General features: G+C 49.0%; 12 protein-coding genes and 1 pseudogene. All 13 read left to right on the top strand.

Going from position 1 to position 19,506, the window contains the following annotated elements; genetic code table 11:
• Positions 1 to 103 precede the first annotated feature (103 nt).
• The gene (locus EA408_11630; protein ID TVR70147.1) at positions 104 to 1,105 is read left to right on the top strand and encodes a multidrug DMT transporter permease; all 1,002 of its coding nucleotides are present in this window, start codon (positions 104 to 106) and stop codon (positions 1,103 to 1,105) included.
• A 114-nt stretch (positions 1,106 to 1,219) separates the two neighbouring features.
• Positions 1,220 to 2,641, top strand: coding sequence for an ADP-ribosylglycohydrolase family protein (locus tag EA408_11635; GenBank protein ID TVR70148.1), 1,422 nt, complete (start codon positions 1,220 to 1,222; stop codon positions 2,639 to 2,641).
• Between the two features lie 152 nt (positions 2,642 to 2,793).
• Positions 2,794 to 3,708 carry a ribokinase gene (gene rbsK / locus EA408_11640; protein TVR70149.1) on the top strand — a complete coding sequence of 305 codons (915 nt, stop codon included), beginning with the start codon at positions 2,794 to 2,796 and terminating at the stop codon, positions 3,706 to 3,708.
• A 91-nt stretch (positions 3,709 to 3,799) separates the two neighbouring features.
• Positions 3,800 to 6,022 carry a DUF1593 domain-containing protein gene (locus tag EA408_11645; GenBank protein TVR70150.1) on the top strand — a complete coding sequence of 741 codons (2,223 nt, stop codon included), beginning with the start codon at positions 3,800 to 3,802 and terminating at the stop codon, positions 6,020 to 6,022.
• Between the two features lie 12 nt (positions 6,023 to 6,034).
• The gene (locus EA408_11650; GenBank protein TVR70151.1) at positions 6,035 to 7,066 is read left to right on the top strand and encodes a hypothetical protein; all 1,032 of its coding nucleotides are present in this window, start codon (positions 6,035 to 6,037) and stop codon (positions 7,064 to 7,066) included.
• A 12-nt stretch (positions 7,067 to 7,078) separates the two neighbouring features.
• Positions 7,079 to 8,095 (top strand): glycoside hydrolase family 5 protein, encoded by a 1,017-nt coding sequence (locus EA408_11655; protein TVR70152.1) that lies wholly within the window; start codon positions 7,079 to 7,081, stop codon positions 8,093 to 8,095.
• A 53-nt stretch (positions 8,096 to 8,148) separates the two neighbouring features.
• On the top strand, positions 8,149 to 9,201 hold the full coding sequence (locus EA408_11660; GenBank protein ID TVR70153.1) for a nucleoside hydrolase: 1,053 nt from the start codon (positions 8,149 to 8,151) through the stop codon (positions 9,199 to 9,201).
• 134 nt (positions 9,202 to 9,335) lie between these two features.
• Complete coding sequence (locus tag EA408_11665; protein ID TVR70158.1) at positions 9,336 to 10,772, top strand: DUF1593 domain-containing protein; 1,437 nt, start codon at positions 9,336 to 9,338, stop codon at positions 10,770 to 10,772.
• A 44-nt stretch (positions 10,773 to 10,816) separates the two neighbouring features.
• Positions 10,817 to 11,941: pseudogene (locus tag EA408_11670) on the top strand (hypothetical protein).
• A gap of 346 nt (positions 11,942 to 12,287) precedes the next feature.
• Positions 12,288 to 16,004, top strand: coding sequence for a hypothetical protein (locus EA408_11675; protein ID TVR70154.1), 3,717 nt, complete (start codon positions 12,288 to 12,290; stop codon positions 16,002 to 16,004).
• 78 nt (positions 16,005 to 16,082) lie between these two features.
• Entirely contained in the window at positions 16,083 to 17,510 is a 1,428-nt protein-coding gene (locus EA408_11680) for a glycoside hydrolase family 47 protein (protein ID TVR70155.1), read from the top strand.
• A 54-nt stretch (positions 17,511 to 17,564) separates the two neighbouring features.
• A complete protein-coding gene (locus EA408_11685) occupies positions 17,565 to 19,154 on the top strand; it encodes an ADP-ribosylglycohydrolase family protein (GenBank protein ID TVR70156.1) in 1,590 nt (529 codons plus the stop codon).
• 63 nt (positions 19,155 to 19,217) lie between these two features.
• On the top strand, positions 19,218 to 19,506 hold a 289-nt coding region (locus EA408_11690), incomplete at its 3' end, for a DUF1593 domain-containing protein (GenBank protein ID TVR70157.1).

Below are 19,506 nucleotides of genomic sequence, written 5' to 3' on the forward strand. Positions count from 1 at the left end.
GTTCCTTCTGTAAGTCAAAATTTTGTATTTTTTGAACAAAATTTTGGCTGTTTTTCACAGAAGAAATGTTTGTTTTTAACATAAAAACCTAAAACTAAAAACGATGGTAGTAATACATTCTTACGCGTGGGCAGTATTCCTTGCCTTTATTACAATGCTGTGCTGGGGTTCATGGGCAAATACCCAGAAAATGGCCACCAAAAAGTGGCCCTTCCAGCTTTTCTACTGGGATTATGCGATAGGGGTCCTGCTTCTGTCCCTTGTACTGGCTTTCACGGCCGGAAGTACCGGAACAGAGGGCCGCGGATTTATAGCGGACCTGTCACAGGCCGATCTGTCTGCTCTGGGCTCGGCATTCCTGGGAGGAGTGGTTTTTAATATTGCCAATATCCTTCTGGTTGCAGCAATTGCAATCGCGGGCATGGCTGTTGCTTTTCCCATTGGTATCGGACTGGCGCTTGCGCTGGGGGTCATAGTAAACTTTATCGCTACCCCGCTCGGAAACCCTGTCATGTTGTTTATAGGGGTGGCATTTGTTGTTGTTGCCATTGTTCTCGATGCCAGGGCATACAAAAAGCTGCCTTCTGCAACAGGCCAGACCTCCACGAAAGGAATTGTGGTATCCCTGCTTGCGGGACTTCTGATGGGATTTTTCTACAGGTTCGTGGCTGCTTCGATGGCCGCCGACTTTGTCAACCCGGAAGCTGGCAAGCTGACGCCATATACCGCGTCAGTAGTTTTTGCACTCGGACTTCTTATATCAAACTTCCTGTGGAACACCCTTTTTATGTATAAACCCATAACAGGCGAAAAGGTCACCTATAAGGACTATTTTAAGGAAGGCGACACGAAGCTGCACCTGATAGGGATCCTGGGAGGTGTAATATGGAGCATTGGCTTTACGGTCAATATTATTGCAGCCGAACAGGCTGGTTTTGCTATTTCTTACGGACTGGGACAGGGTGCTACCCTGATCGCTGCACTATGGGGAGTATTTATCTGGAAAGAGTTCAAGGGCGCTAAAGGAGTGAACGGGCTGCTTACGGCGATGTTCCTGTTTTTTGTAGTGGGACTCGGACTGATAATTGCGTCGAGGCTTTATTAAAAATCAATGGCCCCCTCAGCAGACATGATAACTGACATAGCGTGAGGGGCCCATTTACCTTAAGCACTTTTTTTGAGATAGCGGTATATTAATTGGTCAACCTAACTTACAATTATGAAGCTAATCTTTTCAATAATTTTGTTAATTATCTCCCTGGCCTCCTGCAAGGGGCCTGATGCTGACAGTGTACTTGACGTACCCGTTACCGGCAGGATCGATTATCATGAATATACCCCCGGTCCCTCCGACCTGGTTGTCTGCAGGGAAACCTATCATGACAGGCTCTATGGTTTCTGGCTGGGACAAAGTATTGCCAACTGGACCGGACTGATAACCGAAATGGACAAAATAGGGAATATCGGCGATATTAAAACGGGCGATTTTTATACGCGCGAGGACTGGGGCAGTCCTGCCCGGCCAAATATATGGGGTAATTTGCCCCCCCATTCTTCAACGATTGATTTCTATTTCGAAGATGAAGGCGGGATCTGGGGGGCCGACGACGATACCGATATTGAGTACATGTACCAGTACCTTCTGTACACCAACGAGACCTCAATCCTCTCTCCCGGACAGATCCGTGACGGCTGGTTGCATCATATCTGGTCGAAAAATGAGCCTACCCCTTTCGGGGAAGTCTCCGACGGCGTTTATGAGAACTACCTGTGGGTTTCCAACCAGAGGGCATACACACTGATGGAAGAGAAGGGAATGGTTCCGCCTGAAACAAGTCACCCCGACCATAACCCGGACTACGAAATGATCGATGCCCAGCTCACAACAGAGATTTTCGGCCTCTTCTCCCCTGCCCGCCCGGATATCGCTCTGAAAATGGCATATTTGCCAATCCGAACTACTGCCCGGGAAAACGCTGCATGGATATCAGAATTCTATGTTATTATGCACTCCCTGGCATCATTAACCGATGAAAATTTGTCCCTGAAGGAAAATTTATTCCGGATGGCAGAGCAGGCAAGGGAAAGGTTGCCCGGCGACTCCTATTCGGCAGCCATGTATGATTTTGTCAGGGCAAAATATGAATCGGGCATCCCCTGGGAGGCTGCAAGGGATTCGGTTTATGTCAGGTACCAGGTCAACGAGGCCGACGGTTATGATATGACCTCAAGGGGATTACACTGCAATGCCTGTTTTGCCGCGGGAATCAACTTCGCTGCAAGCCTGGTAAGCCTGTTCTATGGTGAAGGGGATATCAGGGAAACCATTAAGATAGCGGTACTGGCCGGATGGGATTCCGACAACCCGGCATCCACATGGGGCGGACTGCTGGGGTTCATGACAGGGAAAGAGGGCATTGAACAGGCCTTCGGAAGAACATTTGCCGGTAAATTCAATATCCACCGTACCAGGCGCAATTTCCCGAACGACGGGATCGATACCTTTGACAACATGGCCAAAACCGGGATCTTCGTAGTCGACAGGACTGTACAGGAAGAGATGGGCGGCGGAGTGGACCTTGAAGACAACCTCTGGTACATCCCGGGTCCGCACGCCCTGGTTCCCCGGAAACAGAAATGATTTTAACCGGAACATAACCAATCACAACATAATTTTACTTAATAACTTCAAAATCAGAGAGTATCAGTAAAAATAAAATCGAACCAATTGAACAATAGTATAACAAACAGAGATACCCGCCTCCGGGCCGGGGCTCTAAAAATAAAAATAACATGAATAAAAAAATAATTGTAGTTGGAAGCTCAAATACCGACATGGTGGTAAAGGTGCCCCATATACCGGCACCAGGTGAAACAGTCATGGGATCGGAACTGCTGACCATCCCCGGGGGCAAGGGGGCCAACCAGGCCGTGGGCGCTGCCCGCGCCGGCGGCGATGTGGTATTCATTGCATGTGTATCGGACGACACTTTCGGGACCGATGCAATAGAAAACTATAAAAAGGATAAGATAGACACCTCTTTCATAAAGGTGAAACCCGGTTTGCACTCGGGGGTAGCACTTATAAATGTTGCCGAAGACGGCGAGAACAGTATTGCCGTAGCCCCCGGTGCCAACAGCCATCTGCTTCCCGAGGATATAATAAAGGCAAGGGATGCCTTTGCGGGAGCGGGAGCCGTTCTTGTCCAGCTCGAAATACCCCAGGAAACGGTGCTTGCAGTGGTGCAACTTGCCTCTGAACTCGATGTACCCGTAATACTCAATCCCGCGCCGGGTGCAAAGCTTCCGGCCAAACTCCTTAAAATGGTATCGGTGATCACCCCGAATGAAACTGAGGCGGCACTTCTCACCGGCACACGGGAGATAAATGAAGACACCATTCCCGAAATGGCAAGGGAGCTGTATGACATGGGGATTGAGACCGTCATCATCACCCTTGGCAGCAAGGGGGTTTACCTGCTGAACAGCGACTTCCAGGGGGTCATACAGGGATACAAGGTAAAGGCAGTCGATACCACGGCTGCCGGTGATGTATTTAACGGTGCCCTTGCCTCTGCCCTTTCAGCCAATAAGCCGGTAAGGGAGGCAATCGATTTCGCCCAGCGGGCGGCAGCAATATCGGTCACCCGCATGGGAGCGCAGCCTTCGGCACCGCACCTGCAGGAGATACTTGATCATAAATTCTGATCCAAAGGGCCGGCGAATCGACCCTGCGAAGCGGGTTGGGCTGGCGAAACCAATTGAACCAGATTATTAATAATAAACAAATCAACTTATAATGACACGAAAAGTAATATACTCAATTCTTTTATCCCTTTCAGCCATTTCATTTTCATTTGGCCAGGTAAAGATCATTTTTGATACCGACCACGGCGGCGATGCCGATGACCTGGGAGCTCTGGTTATGCTTCATAACCTCCACAACAGGGGTGAGTGTGAGCTTTTAGCAGTCATGGCCTGGTCCACCGAGCAGTATGTTATACCGGCGATGGATGCTGTGAACCGTTACTACGGTAACCCCGATATCCCCCTGGGGGTAAGGTCGCATGGCACTCATTACACTGACTGGAACTATAATAAGCCGGTTGCAGATGCTCTTACATGGGAGCTGACCAATTCCGATGTGCCGCTGGCGGTCGACCTCTACCGGGAAATCCTCTCCAGGCAGGATGACAACAGCGTAAGGATCGTTACCGTAGGGCCCCTGGCGAATATAAGGGACCTGCTGATGTCGGGGCCCGATGAATTTTCAGACCTAAACGGCAAAGAGCTGATTGAAAAAAAGGTTGAAAAATTCGTCATTATGGGAGGGCGTTTCCCTTCCGGGGACTGGGAATGGAATTTCTACGGAGGCATGCCGGGGGTGACAAAGTACGTGCTGGAAAACCTGACTGTTCCCGTTGTGTTTTCAGGTTTTGAGATCGGAATGGTTGTCCACACAGGCCCCCGGTTCCATGAACTGGATCCGGGCCATCCGCTTTATGTCGGGTACATGCATTTCAGCAAGTATGCCGAATGGATGCAGGACCGGTACCGTGAAGGCAGGATAACCCCGAACGCCTCCTACGATCAGACAGCGGTGCTTTATGCCGTGCGCGGCGGTGTGGGCAAGTACTGGGACAAGGTTGAAAACGGCTTATGTGTTGCCGATGATGAGGGCGGCAACATCTGGGTTGAGAAAGATGAGCCGACCAACCACTCCTACCTGGTCCTGAAAAAGAGTCCCCGGGAGATGGCAGAGATCATCTATTCACTTAAACTGGAAGATGCCCGCAATCGCCCCAGGGTGATAGTAACGACCGATGGTGAAACTGATGATAAATGTTCCTTTGTAAGGTTCCTTCTCTATACGACCGATTTTGATATCGAGGCGCTGATCTATACAAATTCCAAGTGGCACCCTGAAGGCAACGGCACACAGTGGATGCACGATTTTATTGACGAATATGCGAAAGTCCGCGATAACCTGCTGGTACACCATCCAGGCTACCCTTCCGCCGAAAGGCTTAAATCGATGATCTATGTGGGACAAATGGAAAAGACAGGCAGGGAGGCAGTCGGCGACAACATGGACACACCCGGCTCCGACCGCATTGTCGAGGTGCTGCTGGATAATGATCCCAGGCCGGTATGGCTGCAGGCGTGGGGAGGCCTCAACAACATTGCACAGGCGTTTTACCGGATTAAAACAACTTATCCCGAAAGGTATGAGGAAGCCGCGAAAAAGGCAATAGTTTATGCCATTGCAGAGCAGGATGACCTCAGACAGTGGATGAACAGCGAAATACCGGAGGTCACCTACGTCCTTAACCTCTTCCAGTTCTGGAGAGTCATTGCCTATGCATGGGACCGGCAGAACCCGATGGAAGATCATGAGATATATACTGCAGAGTGGCTTAAGAAGAATGTGCTCGATAAGGGGCCGCTTGGCGCGATATACGACAGGAAGGAGATGGAAGAAGGTGATTCGCCGGCATTTTTCCATGTCATAAATACCGGTTTGCGCAGCACCGAACATCCCTCATGGGGAGGATGGGGAGGCCGGTTTAACAATAACTATCACGCTAACGAGTGGACCGATGCAAGGGATGACGGCGACAACACAAAACCGTTGTGGAGATTCATAGTCCCAATTTCGGAAGATTTTGCAGCCAGGATGCAGTGGTCGGTCACTCCGCGGTATGAAGATGCCAACCATCCGCCATTTGTTTTGCTGAACCACGATGAGGATCTGGCCGTGGTTGCCGGTTCACGGGTTACACTCGATGCCTCACCGACCTGGGACCCTGACGGTGACGACCTGGAATTCAGCTGGTGGGTTTATCCCGAAGCAGGCACCTTCGACGGCGAGGTGACAATTACCGGACATGACACCCCTGTGGCAGAGGTTACAGTACCTGCCGGCGCCGCAGGAGAAACAATACACGTTATATGCGAAGTACGCGACAACGCCCAATTCCCAATGACAAGGTACAGGCGGGTTGTGTTGAATGTTAATTAACAACTTACACATTTGATTATGAAAAAACCGGCAGGATTCGCTTACATTCTCCCCACATTAATTGTAATGATACTGATGTTATACAGCTGCAATGATGCGGAGGAGAAAGGCCTGTTGCCGGTAAAGATAATCCTTGACACCGATTTCGGTGGCGATTCGGACGACCTGGGGGCACTGGTCATGCTGCACAACCTGCATAACAGGGGTGAATGTGAACTGCTTGCAGTTATGAGCTGGTCGGGAGAAAAATATGTGATACCGGCAATAGATGCGGTAAACCGTTTTTACGGTAATCCCGGCATACCGATGGGCATCAGGCACAAAGAAGCTCATTACGATCAGTGGAATTATAATAAACCAATTGCCGATGCATTGCCCTGGGAGCTTACAAACCATGATGTGCCGCTTGCTGTTGACCTCTACCGGGAAATTTTGTCCAGACAGGATGACAGCAGCGTCAGGATCGTAACGGTGGGGCCGCTGAAAAACATTAAGGACCTGCTTATGTCCGGCCCCGACAGCAATTCTGAGCTAACAGGGAAAGAGCTGGTTGAGCAGAAGGTTGAAAAATTTGTCATCATGGGTGGCGGCTTCCCCGAATCGGAAATCTATGAATGGAATTTCGACGGCAGAATGCCGGGAGTTACCAGTTTTGTTCTGGAGGAACTAACAGTGCCAATCGTTTTCTCAGGATATGAAGTGGGGATGCCCATATTGACAGGCAGCCGTTTCAACGATATCGACCCCGGCCATCCCCTGTATATCGGCTATATGCACTTCAGCCGGAATGCACCATGGGTGAAAGACCGGTTCGAAGGCAGGATACTTAACAATAACTCTTACGATCAGACAGCCGTGCTATACGCGGTACGCGGGGGTGTAGGGGTATACTGGGACAAGGTGGTGGGTGGTTACTGTGTGACCGATGAGAGGGGCAAGAACTACTGGGTGGAAGGCGAACCCACCAACCAGTCATACCTGGTCTTAAAAAAGGATCCGGAAGATATGGCAGAGATCATCTATTCCATAAAACTACCAGAATAAAAAACCTGAAAAATGAAAACAACAAGTTTTATTATTAATACATTAATTGCAATGTCTGTTTTAATAACTCCCGGATTTATCTCAGCAGCCCAGACCCCGGTTGAAACCCATGGGAGGTTAAGGGTTGAGGGCAACCGGATTGTTGGCGAACACGGCGAACCTGTCCAGTTAATGGGAATGAGCCATTACTGGTCAGTCTGGGGTCCGCAAAAGTATTATAATGCCGATGTGGTTAGATGGCTGGTGGAGGACTGGAAGGTTGACCTGGCAAGGGCCTCGATGGCCGTCGAGATAAACCAGCAGGGAGAGAACAAGGGATGGCTCTACAACCGGGAGAACCAGGAAAGGATGGTAGAGACGGTTATTCAGGCGGCCATCGATAATGGTATTTATGTGTTGGTCGACTGGCACACGCATCACCTGCATACCGAACCTGCAAAAGAGTTCTTCGACTATATGGCTGAGAAATACGGACATTATCCAAACCTGATATGGGAGACATTCAATGAACCGGTAAGGCAGTCATGGCCCGAAATTGCAGAATACACTAAAGAGGTCACATCTGTTATACGCCGGCACAGCGACAATCTTATAATTGCCGGGACAAGGAACTGGAGCCAGTATGTTGACGAGGCCGCAGATGATCCGCTAACCGATAAGAATACTGCATACTCACTCCATTTTTACGCGGGAACTCATGGAAGCGAATTACGGGAAAAGGGTGATTACGCCCTGTCAAAAGGAATTGCACTGTTCATAACCGAATGGGGAACCTCCAGGGCCGATGGCGGAAGGGACGGCACCATATTCCCGGATGAAACCGAAGAATGGATAACCTGGGCCCTTGAACGGGATATCAGCATGGCCAACTGGTCGCTGGCCGACCTGAGAGAGTCATCGGCTGCCCTCAACAGTGAAGCATCTGTTTCAGGCGGATGGCATCCAGAATCAGACCTCTCCCCTTCCGGGAGACTTGTACGCAGCCATATTATCAGGATCAACAGTAAAAAACCATATTACATGGAATGAGGCAACCTGTTATTAATTAACCTGTTGAATTAAATAACCCGGAGTATATTATCATGGAAACTGTCAGCCGCATCATCATTTTATTAGTTTCTGCAACTCTTCTCAACATGTGCAGTGATCCGGGGGAATCATATCCCGAGGCAGTAAAAATAATTCTTGACACCGATATGGGCTCCGATTGCGATGATGCCGGTGCCCTGGCCCTGCTGCACCGTTACGCCGACCTTGGACTGGCCGAAATAATAGGCTGCATCTACAGTTCCGGGAAGATTCCCTATGGTGCCGGTATAACAGAGGCAATCAACATTTATTACGGGCGCCCGGACATTCCCATCGGCGCCTATTATGGCGACGAGGTCGGAGACACGGTCGATAAAATGACTGCCGGCAAGCTTGTGCGCGATACGGTGGCATTCGGCAACAGCATAATATATAATACCGATGCTGAAGAGCAGACAAGGCTTAACAGGCGACTTCTGAATGAGCAGGAGGACTCCAGCATAACCTACATTACCATCGGCCATACAAAAGGCCTTTACGAATTGCTTGTTTCTGAACCGGATGACATCTCCCCGCTGACCGGCAGGGAACTTATAAAAAGAAAAGTGAGCCGCTGGATTGCACTCGGGGCGCTGAATGCTAATAATGAAGGCAACTATTTTGTGAGGGACTGGAACTTCTTTTTTAATGAGACCGCTCCCTATACCGGTTATCTGGTGGAAAATTTCCCGGTACCTGTCTATTATATTGATGCAGGGACTGATGTGATGACAGGAAAATCTCTCAAGCACACTCCGCCGGGTAATATTGTAAGAACGGTTTACAGGGACTGGCTCTGGGAGGTGCAAAAGTATACTCTTGATGACCAGAGGCCGAGCTGGGACCTGGCCGCGGTATACTTTGCCGTGGAAGGAACGGGTGATTTTCTTGAGAACACTGGCAGGGGCCGGCTGGAATTTGACGTTGAGAGGGGGAGCCGCTGGCACCGCGATGAGTATGTCGGGCCGGAGCAGTATTTCATACAGCAGAAAGAGGGGACAAACGATAGTTTTGCTGATTACCTGAATGTGATGATAGCCGCTGAACCAGTTAGAAGCAGCGATTGAACACCATTAAAGACCATACAATAATCAACCGTAACAAATTGATAATTCGTAAATATACCTGCCTGATCTCAATAATGTAATAAACACCAAAAACTATGAAAAAAACAACCCCGCTGTTAACGGTTCCGGCTTTAATGCTTCTGGCTGCCATTGCATGCAGCCATCCTGAACAGCATTTTGAAAAATTCAGGGTGGTAATTCTGACCGACATGACCCACGATGACGGCAATTCACTTATCAGGTTCCTCTACTATGCCCCTTACTTCGATCTGGAAGCAATGATAGTGACCAACCAGCTTCCCGACTTCAATTATGACGATGAAGGGCCGTGGGATAAGGCAATGGGGATCCTCGATGCTTACAAAACCGAGTTGCCCCAGTTGCGGAAGCATGATCCCGGTTTTCCCGATTATGAAGAGCTGATGTCGGTAACAAAACGGGGGCGGGGAGCGCTGCCCATTATCTGGCTGACCAACAGCCTCGATTTCTCAGGCTGGATAGGCGACCGATATGTTGAGAGCTCCTGGGATTCGGTCTTTTACCACGACTGGATCGGTGAAGGGCTTAACCCCAATGGCGAACCGAAGGATTCTGAAGGAAGCGAATTCCTGCAGGAGGTGTTTGCCAAAGATGATGACCGCCCCATATTTGTCCAGGCATGGGGAGGAACGGTGACTTTCGTGCAGGCACTCTACCGTTACCGGCAACGGCATGGTGAGGGAAAATTCAGGGAACTGCTTCCCAGGATTCATCTGTACGGTATCCTGTTCCAGGATATATCATTTGAGTACTTTGCCGGTTTTGAGGACCTGAGAGAGCATTCCTGCGGATGGTTCGGAACAGCAATACCTACCTATGGGAAAGATCCTGTTGAGCTGGGCTGGGTACTTTTCGATGCCGGCCATTTCTGGCACTACTGCTGCAGCAGTGACCCGGACTGGGAAAGGCCGATATATTCACATGAGGTGAACGGTCATGGGCCTATGTCAGATATTTACGATGACGGTGGTGAAGGCGACACCCCTGCTTTCCTGTATCTTCTCAGTTCCGTTTTCGGACTGAATGATCCTCTCCAACCAACCCACGGAAGCTGGGGCAGTATGTTCTCTCCAATCGGAGGCAGCTTACCTGACAGGTATTACCACACCTGCCCGCATGACCTGTATGAGCTTACCCGCTGGATTGACGATGCATCTAACAGCTTCAGAAGCAGATTGCTTTGGTCGGTGCACGATCCCGGCGAGGTGAACAGGAAACCGGCGGCAATAGTGAATAACGACAAGAGCAACAAGATAATTTACCTGTCTGCCCGTCAAGGACAATCAGCTACCCTCGATGCCTCGGCCTCTTATGATCCTGATGGCGACCAGGTGAGATTCAACTGGTTCAGGTATCATGAAGCTGACAGCTATCCCGGCACATTTGAGCCCGGAGATGCAGCCAGTCCAGTACAGGTTATCACAGTGCCGGATGATATAGGCAGCCATGACATACATCTTGTGCTTGAGGTACGGGATACCGGCTCTCCTCCGCTGGTTTCATACAGGCGGGTGGTTATAACAGGAGAATAGAATAAAACTTGTAAAACCATTTTAAAACAATAATAATTTAAAAGATGAGAACCCAAATTGTACTGCTGGCTTGCGCTTTGTTTCTTTCTGCATTCAACCATGCTGCAGCTTCGGAACGTCAAACCGAGGTTGTGATAAAAGGGGAAAAATTTTACATCAACGGTTCACCGACCTATGAAGGCATCACCTGGACAACATCATACGGCGGTGAATACCCGGTTGAAGGATTGCTTATGAACGTCCGGCTTGTTCAGGGAATATTCGACGACCTGAATGAAAAGACGAGGGGACAATGGGCCTATCCCGATACCGGGGAATGGGACCCCGACAGGAATACAGAAGAGTATACCAGGGCCATGGCCTCGTGGCGGGAGCACGGACTGCTGGGATTCACCCTGAACCTGCAGGGCGGCTGCCCTTATGGATACTGCAGCGGTTTCCCCTGGGACAACTCGGCATATGAACCTGACGGTTCACTCAGGCAGCCATTCATGCAACGGGCAGAACGCATTCTTGACCGGGCCGATGAATTGGGTATGGTGGTAATTCTGGGACTGTTCTATTTCGGAGAGGACGGAACCCTTGAGAATGAAGAGGCAGTCCGCCATGCCGTACGCAATGCTGTAACCTGGGTGCTGGACAAAGGATATACCAACGTGATAATTGAAATAAACAATGAGTGCTCAGTACGGGCATATGACCACGACATACTCCGCTGCCACCGGGTTCATGAGCTTATCAGCCTTGCAAGGGAGATCGAAGTTGATGGCCGATCCCTCTATGTCAGCACATCACTCGCAGGGGGCCAGGTGCCGCCCGATAATATTGTTGAAGTATCCGATTATATTCTGATCCATGGCAACGGCGTGCAAAATCATGAACGTATTACTGAAATTTCAGCAGAGGTTCGCAATAAAGAAGTATACAGGCCGATGCCCCTGGTGAATAACGAAGATGATATCCCCTGGCGGAACCCCGGCCAGGGATGGGGAGAAGATGGGAATAATTTTGTTGCCAGCGTCAAAAGCTATACCGGCTGGGGATACTTCGATTTCAGGCTGCCCGACGAAAGGTACGATTATAACCTGGGGTTCCAGAGTGTACCCATTAACTGGCAGATCTCATCGGACCGTAAGCGTGACTTTTTCAATTTACTTGCTGAGATAACAGATAGTCCGGGTACACCTGCAATCGACATTGATTTTTCCCGGCAGATTGGTGAAAAGATAGATGTCAGGATTGAGGGAGGTCCGGTAGACATAGAGATCGAAAAGCTGGAACTGATAATCAATAACCAAACAGTGGCAGTTTCTGACCAGGTTCCTGAACTGTTTTTCCCCGGTGAAATTGATCAAATGCTCTTAGCCGGAGAACACTGGATCAAGGCAAGACTGACCTATGTTCGTGATGGACGCGAGGTCATTGTCGAATCACCCTATTACAAAAATCCCTGGTGGCCCTACGGGGGTCAGAATTAAAACATACTAAACATATTAAGTGTAAAAATCAATATTTATGAGATTAGCAGTTAACACAGGATTATGGTTGCTCCTTGCAACAGTTATAACTCCGGGGCTAAATGCATCAAAACTGACCGGTATAAAAGTACTTGATCAAGGCTATCTGATAGTTCACTTCAAAGACGGCGACGTGAAATTCGTGGATGACGGAACGGGCCCTACCGCTTTTGCAGGCCATGCATCAGATCCTGACAACTCATATGTAGTTACTTATGGTGAGCCACTCAATACAGATATTTCAGCAGAGACTGGCCTTTGGAAGATCCTGTCTGACGATGATCCCTACTATGGTCCGGAAGGTGTTTCACCAGTGGCTGTGTTCCGAAAGACCAGGGTGAACGGGATGTCTTATACCGGCTGGGATCCAGATATTTCAGATCATGGTTTTGATTATACTAAAGAACACTTTATCTATCTTCAGCTTCCTTCGTCCATGCAGCAGGGTAGCACCTACACTGTGAAAATCGATCAGAAACTTGGTTCGGATGTGACAGAGACATCTGTAAAGTATGATATTTTCAATCATGTTTCCGAAGCTGTACATGTTAACCTGGTGGGATATATGAGCAGCTCAAGGATAAAAGCGGCAGATCTGTATCACTTCATGGGAGATGGAGGCAACCGTGATTATTCTGATTTTGAGGGCAATGAGATTTTTATTTTCGATGTAAACAGCGAAGATGTGCACAGTGTGGGCCGGGTTGCATTCTGGATGGAAAGTCAGACAGAAGCCAACTGGAACCTTACCGGTTCGGATGTATGGACAGCTGATTTTACCGGGTTCAATGAGCCGGGGACTTATCGCCTCGTTGTTGAGGGTGTTGGCGCCAGCCAGGATTTTGAAATCAGAGATGATATTTACCGGGTTCCCTATAAAGTTTCTATACTGGGTTATTATTATATGAGAATCGGGGAGGACAGGATGGATATGGTCCCGGTGCCCAGGCGCCCCTTATGGATACCGAATGCAGACCCTCCCGATACAGAAATAATTGTCACAGAGATGCATCCATTCCATCCCGAATGGAGGACTTTTTCAAGCGGTGATCCATGGGACCGGCCGGTGGACTGGATACCTTACATCAAGGAGGGACGCCCTACAAATCCCAATGCAATCGGCGGCCACAGCGACGCGCTGGACTGGGATCGCCACCTGGCGCATGTTGTGAATGTCTATGATTTGTTACTTGCTTATATTCTGAGCGATGGCACGTTAGATAACGATGATCTAAGAATCGCTGAGAGCGGGAACGGCATACCGGATATTTTGGATGAAGCCAGGAATGAGGTGGATTTCTGGCTTAACCTGCGTTACCGGGGCGGGTATTCTCATGGCCTTACAAATCCTGATGGAAATAACAGGCTCTACCAGGCAGGTAATACGGCCATTGCAGCCTGGGCGAATGCTCTTAACAGTTCTATGATGAGCTACTGTTTCCAGATATCCGGCCACGATGACCTGGCACGTGCCTATAGGGATTCGGCCATTGTTGCATACAATTATGCGGAAGCTTCACCGGATCCGATGCTCGATGACAGGGTTGAGGGAATAAGGGGAAGGGATTTCAAAATGATGACCGCTGCATATCTTTATAATATAACCGGAGACACTCGCTATGAAGATATTCTAAAAAATGAAAGCATAGTCACAGCACCTGATTCTGAAATTCACCGGCAAAGGTCACATAATCAGCTTTGGGGAGCAGCCGCTTATTTACTGACCAAACAGACTGTTAACTACCCGGATTTATTTGAGAACATGAAATCGTCAATTATCTCAGAAGCTAAAGAAAAAGAAGCAGATTTTGTAACCAAACGCCCGTCCCGCCGGGGATATGCTCCGGAACAGGCCTGGTGGCAGACGACCCAGGATATGCACAGAACGATTATTGCTCATGCCGTTACTGACAATCCTGACCAGAAAACAACCTTTCTCGATGCCCTGCTGCTGGAAGCCGGTTGGGGTCTTGGGCGAAATCCGCTGAACAAAATTCAGATGACCACGGCAACGACTGATCTTGCTGATAAGCGCAGCTTTGAGAATATTTATACATCCGGACGAAATGATGGCACCCCGGGGCTTCACCCGGGCCATACGCCCTACTTAAATACTGAGAGCTGGGGCGGTCACATGGTTGGTTCTAATCCCGGGATTGTCTTCGACAGGTTCTATTATCCTGAGATCGATAACTGGCCGCATGCAGAAAAGTACATCAATACAAGATTTATCTGGACTCATTCGGAATTTACCCCGCGTCAGACCATGAGAGGAAAGGCGCTGCTTTATGCATATTTATACGGACTCTATAAAAATGACACTGATTTCAATTACGATATCGATGATAAATCCCGGATTGACATATCATCTGAAAATCCCTGGTACTGGCAATATAATGGGAAGACAATCCTTATGCTTGGAGGGAGCTGGCAGGATAACCTTTTTAATCATCCCGGGGGATTGGAAGAGCATCTTGATGTTCTTGCATCGGTTGGTGGAAATTATCTGCGCAATACCATGAGCCACAGAAACGTGGGAAATGTATTTGCATATGAACGGAATGAGGAGGGACTCTTTGATCTTAACCGTTTCAACCCGGAGTACTGGGGCCGTTTCGACAACTTTGTCAGGCTGGCTTTCGAAAGAGATATGATAGTTCAGATTGAACTCTGGGATCCGGCCGACCTATATCATGATCATCAGTCGTTCGGCGGATGGTCGCACCACCCGTTCAATCCTGCAAACAACATTAACTATACATCCGAAGAAACCGGACTTCCGAATGTAATAGAATATGGTGCAGTTCCTGTACCAACCGAACATACGTTCTTTAAATCGGTACCGGCACTTGATAATAACCGGATAGTTTTGCAATACCAGCAGGCATACGTGGATAAATTGCTTTCAATTTCTCTCCGGTATCCCAACATACTTTACTCCATGCATAACGAGACCGGAGAAAAGGTTGAATTCGGTGACTATTGGGCGGACTACTTCAGGCAAAAGGCAGAAGAGGCCGGAGTGATTATTCATATTACTGATATGCGCCGCGGTGAAAATGTACGTAGCGACGATCACGCCCATATTTTTGACAACCCTGAAAGGTACACCTTTGTTGATATATCCCAGAACAACGCAACACTCGGCTATGGACAGAGGCATTACGACAATATTATGTTTGTAAGGGAAAGGCTCTCTACTCATCCCCGGCCAATCAATAATAACAAAAACTATGGTCCTAACCGGGGAGGAGAAGAGACAGTATCACGCATGGGCCGCATGATCTTTGCCGGTTCGGCAGGTGTGCGTTTTCACCGTCCCCATCCTCATGAAGATCCGGCATATATGTATGCGGAGAGTGAATGGGGATTGGGCTTGAGTCCCCGTGCCCAGAAGATAATCAAATCCCTCCGCATGGCGACTGACGAACTGGATATAGCCCTCACCAAACCGGGGAATGATCTATTGTCAGACCGGGAGGACAATGAAGCATACCTGCTTGCCGAACCGGGCCGGCAATATGCCCTCTATTTTCCTGACGGAGGATCTGTTGTACTTGACATGTCCCACGCAAGCGGACAATGGAATAGCCGTTGGATAAATCTTGACCAGGCAGAATGGAGTGTGAGCCGGCAAATCAGGGCGGGCCAAAATGTAAAGATTGATGCGCCGGGTCATGGACACTGGATAGTTGTTTTGCTGCCAGCACCATAAAGCTAACTCAACGTAATTTATCAGCATTAATGAAACGAACCATGTAAAAAGTTTCAGCACACATAAAACCATAACCAGATGAACCCAGCAAGAATTACAGGCCCTGGTGCCATTAAACTAAAAGAATTGATAACTCTGTTATTAACAGTTATCATAATTTATGGCTGCAATTCCCCCGAAAGGGATAAGACCGGTACCCCGATGCTGGCCGAAGATGTCAAAAATGAGACCATCAGGGCCTGGCAGGCATATACCACCTACGCCTGGGGACATGACGAGCTGCTGCCCTTGTCACGGGGATACAACAACTGGTATGATGAGCCGATGTATATCAGCCTGATAGACGCCTACTCAACTCTTAAAATAATGGGGTTTGAGGATGAGTCAGAGAGAATTGAGGTTTTTGTGGCCGACACCATCTCGTTCGACAAGGATATTTTTGTCAAGACCTTCGAAATAAATATCAGGGTACTTGGGGGACTTCTAAGTATGTATGACCTTACGGGGAATGAAAAGATACTGGACAAAGCGAGGGATCTTGCCGACAGGATGATGCCGGCTTTCGGCTCGCCGACCGGACTGCCCTGGTATTACGTTAACCTGAGAACGGGAGAAGTGCGGGGCGAGGTTATTTGCGTGGCTGAGGCCGGGACCTTCATTGTTGAAATGGGGGTACTGAGTTATTACACGAAAGATCCGAAATACTACCAGGCAGCCAAAAACGCGGCAGAGGTGATTTATTCATCGCGGTCGCCGATCGGACTGATCTCGCAGGACTATAATGTTATTACCGGGGAGCCTCTTGACAGCCTGAGCCATGTGGGGTGTTTTATTGACTCTTACTACGAATATCTCTACAAGGGATGGCTGCTCTTTGGTGATCCGGAACTCAAGGAGATGTGGGAAACGAGCATTGAAGCAATAAACAGGTATATTGCCGTTGAAACTGAAACGACCCTCTGGTATGGCGCTGCCAATGCCCATACCGGTGAGCAGGTCACAAGCCATGACGTGACCCTCTGGGATGCCTTTTTCCCGCTCGTGCTCATCTCATCGGGTGATACGGCAAGGGCCGCGAAAAGTGTAAGGACATGGGACGGACTGTGGTCGAAACACGGACTCCTGCCGATGGGATATAATTTTCACAGGGATGAGATCACAAATCCCCGCTACTATCTCAACCCCGAACTTATTGAATCGGCTTACTACATGTACCACTACACGCAGGAAAAAAAATACCTTGAGATGATAAAGCAATACTGGGAGGATATCAAAAACTACTGCCGGACCGACATAGCATTCACCCATATAGAAGATGTTGTTACCAAGGAGCAGTCAGACCAGATGTCGACATTCCTCTTTGCAGAAACCCTCAAATACTTTTACCTTGCTTTTTCAGGATCGGAAGTCAACCCCGAAAACTATGTGTTCAATACAGAGGCGCACCCTTACAGGATCGCGAACATTGACAGTGAACTGGTAAGGGAGAGACTGGGATTTAAATGATTGAATAACCGGGACAGTCAATAATCATAATCATAAAACTAAAAACCCCAAATTATGAAAATCAAAACCAACCTGACTTTTATCCTGCTGCTTATGCTGGTCTGGTCTTGCAATAACCGGCAACAGGAGCATATTTCACCATTCAGTGATGGTGATTTGATCACGATTGAAAGATCGGTCCTGAAAGACAAGATCATGGGTGGCTGGGCCGGACAGGTAATCGGCTGCACCTATGGCGGGCCGACCGAGTTCCTGTGGAACGGCACCATGATAGGCGACCATGTGCCGATACCGTGGGATGAGACCCAGATGGAATGGTGGTATGACAATTCCCCGGGATTGTATGATGATGTATACATGGACCTCACTTTTGTACAGGTTTTTGAAGAGCATGGTCTGGATGCACCCGCCGAACTGCATGCACTGGCTTTTGCACATGCCGAATACCCTTTGTGGCATGCAAACCAGGCGGCCCGTAACAATATCCTTAACGGAATTATGCCTCCTGAATCGGGGCACTGGAAAAACAACCCCCATGCCGACGATATCGACTTCCAGATCGAGGCCGATTTCGCGGGACTCATGTCGCCGGGCATGATCAATGCCTCTTCCGCGATAAGCGATAAAATAGGACACATCATGAATTACGGCGACGGCTGGTACGGTGGTGTGTACGTGGCAGCCATGTATACCCAGGCATTTGTAAGCGACGACATTGGGTTTGTTGTCAGGGAGGCACTGAAAGCTATTCCTGAGCGGAGCCGGTTTTACCAGACAATTGCCGATGTGATCAAGTGGCACGGAATGTACCCGGATGACTGGAAACGTACCTGGTTTGAACTGCAGAAAAAATGGACGGCCGAGAAGGGCTGCCCCGAGGGGGTATTCAGGGCATATAATATAGACGCAAGTATCAATGCGGCCTATATTGTACTCGGACTTCTTTACGGGGATGGCGACTACGGGAAGACAATCGATATCAGCACCAGGGCTGGATATGACTCGGACTGCAACCCTTCGAATGCAGCAGGAATACTTGGCGCCATGCTGGGCTACAGCAATATACCCGACTACTGGAAGCAAGGACTCGACCGGGTGGAGCACCGGAATTTCATCTATACCGATATGTCGCTTCTGGATGTTTATGATATAGGGTACGGCCACGCTCTGCAAATGATTGAAAGGAACGGTGGCAGGGTTCTGGATGATGTCGTGGAGATAAGGTACCAGGTAGTTGAGCCGGTAAGGTTTGAAGAGTCTTTCGCGGGACTGTACCCCGTAGACAGGATATCGCATCAATGGCCAATGAAATGGGCCGGACTTAATGAGGGTAGCCTGGTCTATACCAACAAATTTAAAGGCTCGGCCGTTGTGGTGGCAGGCAATGTTGAAAAGAGACAAAGCGGGTTACCCGATCATGATATCGAGATTGATATTTTTATCAACGGCGAGTTGATGGAAACCTCGGTAATGCCGACCGACTACCAGCGCCGCAAGCTTGATATTTACTGGAACTACGACCTGCCCGAAGCTGAGCATGAGATAAGGCTGGTACCGAGGGACCTGCCCCCCGGATACCAGGTGAACATACACGCCCTGATAGTCTATTCAAATACCGATCCGGGGCCGCAAACCTATTTTTAAACACCTGATAAGTCCGGGTGCGAACTGGAAGTCCCGCCCGGACAAACCCAAAACCAACACAAAATGAAAAAACCCGCAATTACCATCATCACCCTCCTGGCCATCCTTATTTCCTGCCAGATGCAACCTTCAACTGAAAAACCCACCGACCAGGAACGTATTCGAACGATCATCCTCACCGACATGACCCACGACGATGGCAATTCGCTCATCAGGTATCTTTACTATTCTTCCTGGTTCGATCTGGAAGCCATGATCGTAACCAACCAATTGCCCGATTTCAATCATGATGATACCGGTCCCTGGGATAAGGCCATGGGTATTCTGGATGCATACCGCGAAGAACTGCCTC

The sequence above is a fragment of the Marinilabiliales bacterium genome, from assembly GCA_007695015.1.
Lineage (GTDB): Bacteria > Bacteroidota > Bacteroidia > Bacteroidales > PUMT01 > PXAP01.

Coding starts and splice junctions, on each gene's coding strand:
- EA408_11645 (TVR70150.1), top strand. CDS start 3,800: ATGACACGAAAAGTAATATACTCAATTCTTTTATCCCTTTCAGCCATT.
- EA408_11665 (TVR70158.1), top strand. CDS start 9,336: ATGCTTCTGGCTGCCATTGCATGCAGCCATCCTGAACAGCATTTTGAA.
- EA408_11680 (TVR70155.1), top strand. CDS start 16,083: ATGAACCCAGCAAGAATTACAGGCCCTGGTGCCATTAAACTAAAAGAA.
- EA408_11635 (TVR70148.1), top strand. CDS start 1,220: ATGAAGCTAATCTTTTCAATAATTTTGTTAATTATCTCCCTGGCCTCC.
- rbsK (TVR70149.1), top strand. CDS start 2,794: ATGAATAAAAAAATAATTGTAGTTGGAAGCTCAAATACCGACATGGTG.
- EA408_11655 (TVR70152.1), top strand. CDS start 7,079: ATGAAAACAACAAGTTTTATTATTAATACATTAATTGCAATGTCTGTT.
- EA408_11685 (TVR70156.1), top strand. CDS start 17,565: ATGAAAATCAAAACCAACCTGACTTTTATCCTGCTGCTTATGCTGGTC.
- EA408_11660 (TVR70153.1), top strand. CDS start 8,149: ATGGAAACTGTCAGCCGCATCATCATTTTATTAGTTTCTGCAACTCTT.
- EA408_11630 (TVR70147.1), top strand. CDS start 104: ATGGTAGTAATACATTCTTACGCGTGGGCAGTATTCCTTGCCTTTATT.
- EA408_11675 (TVR70154.1), top strand. CDS start 12,288: ATGAGATTAGCAGTTAACACAGGATTATGGTTGCTCCTTGCAACAGTT.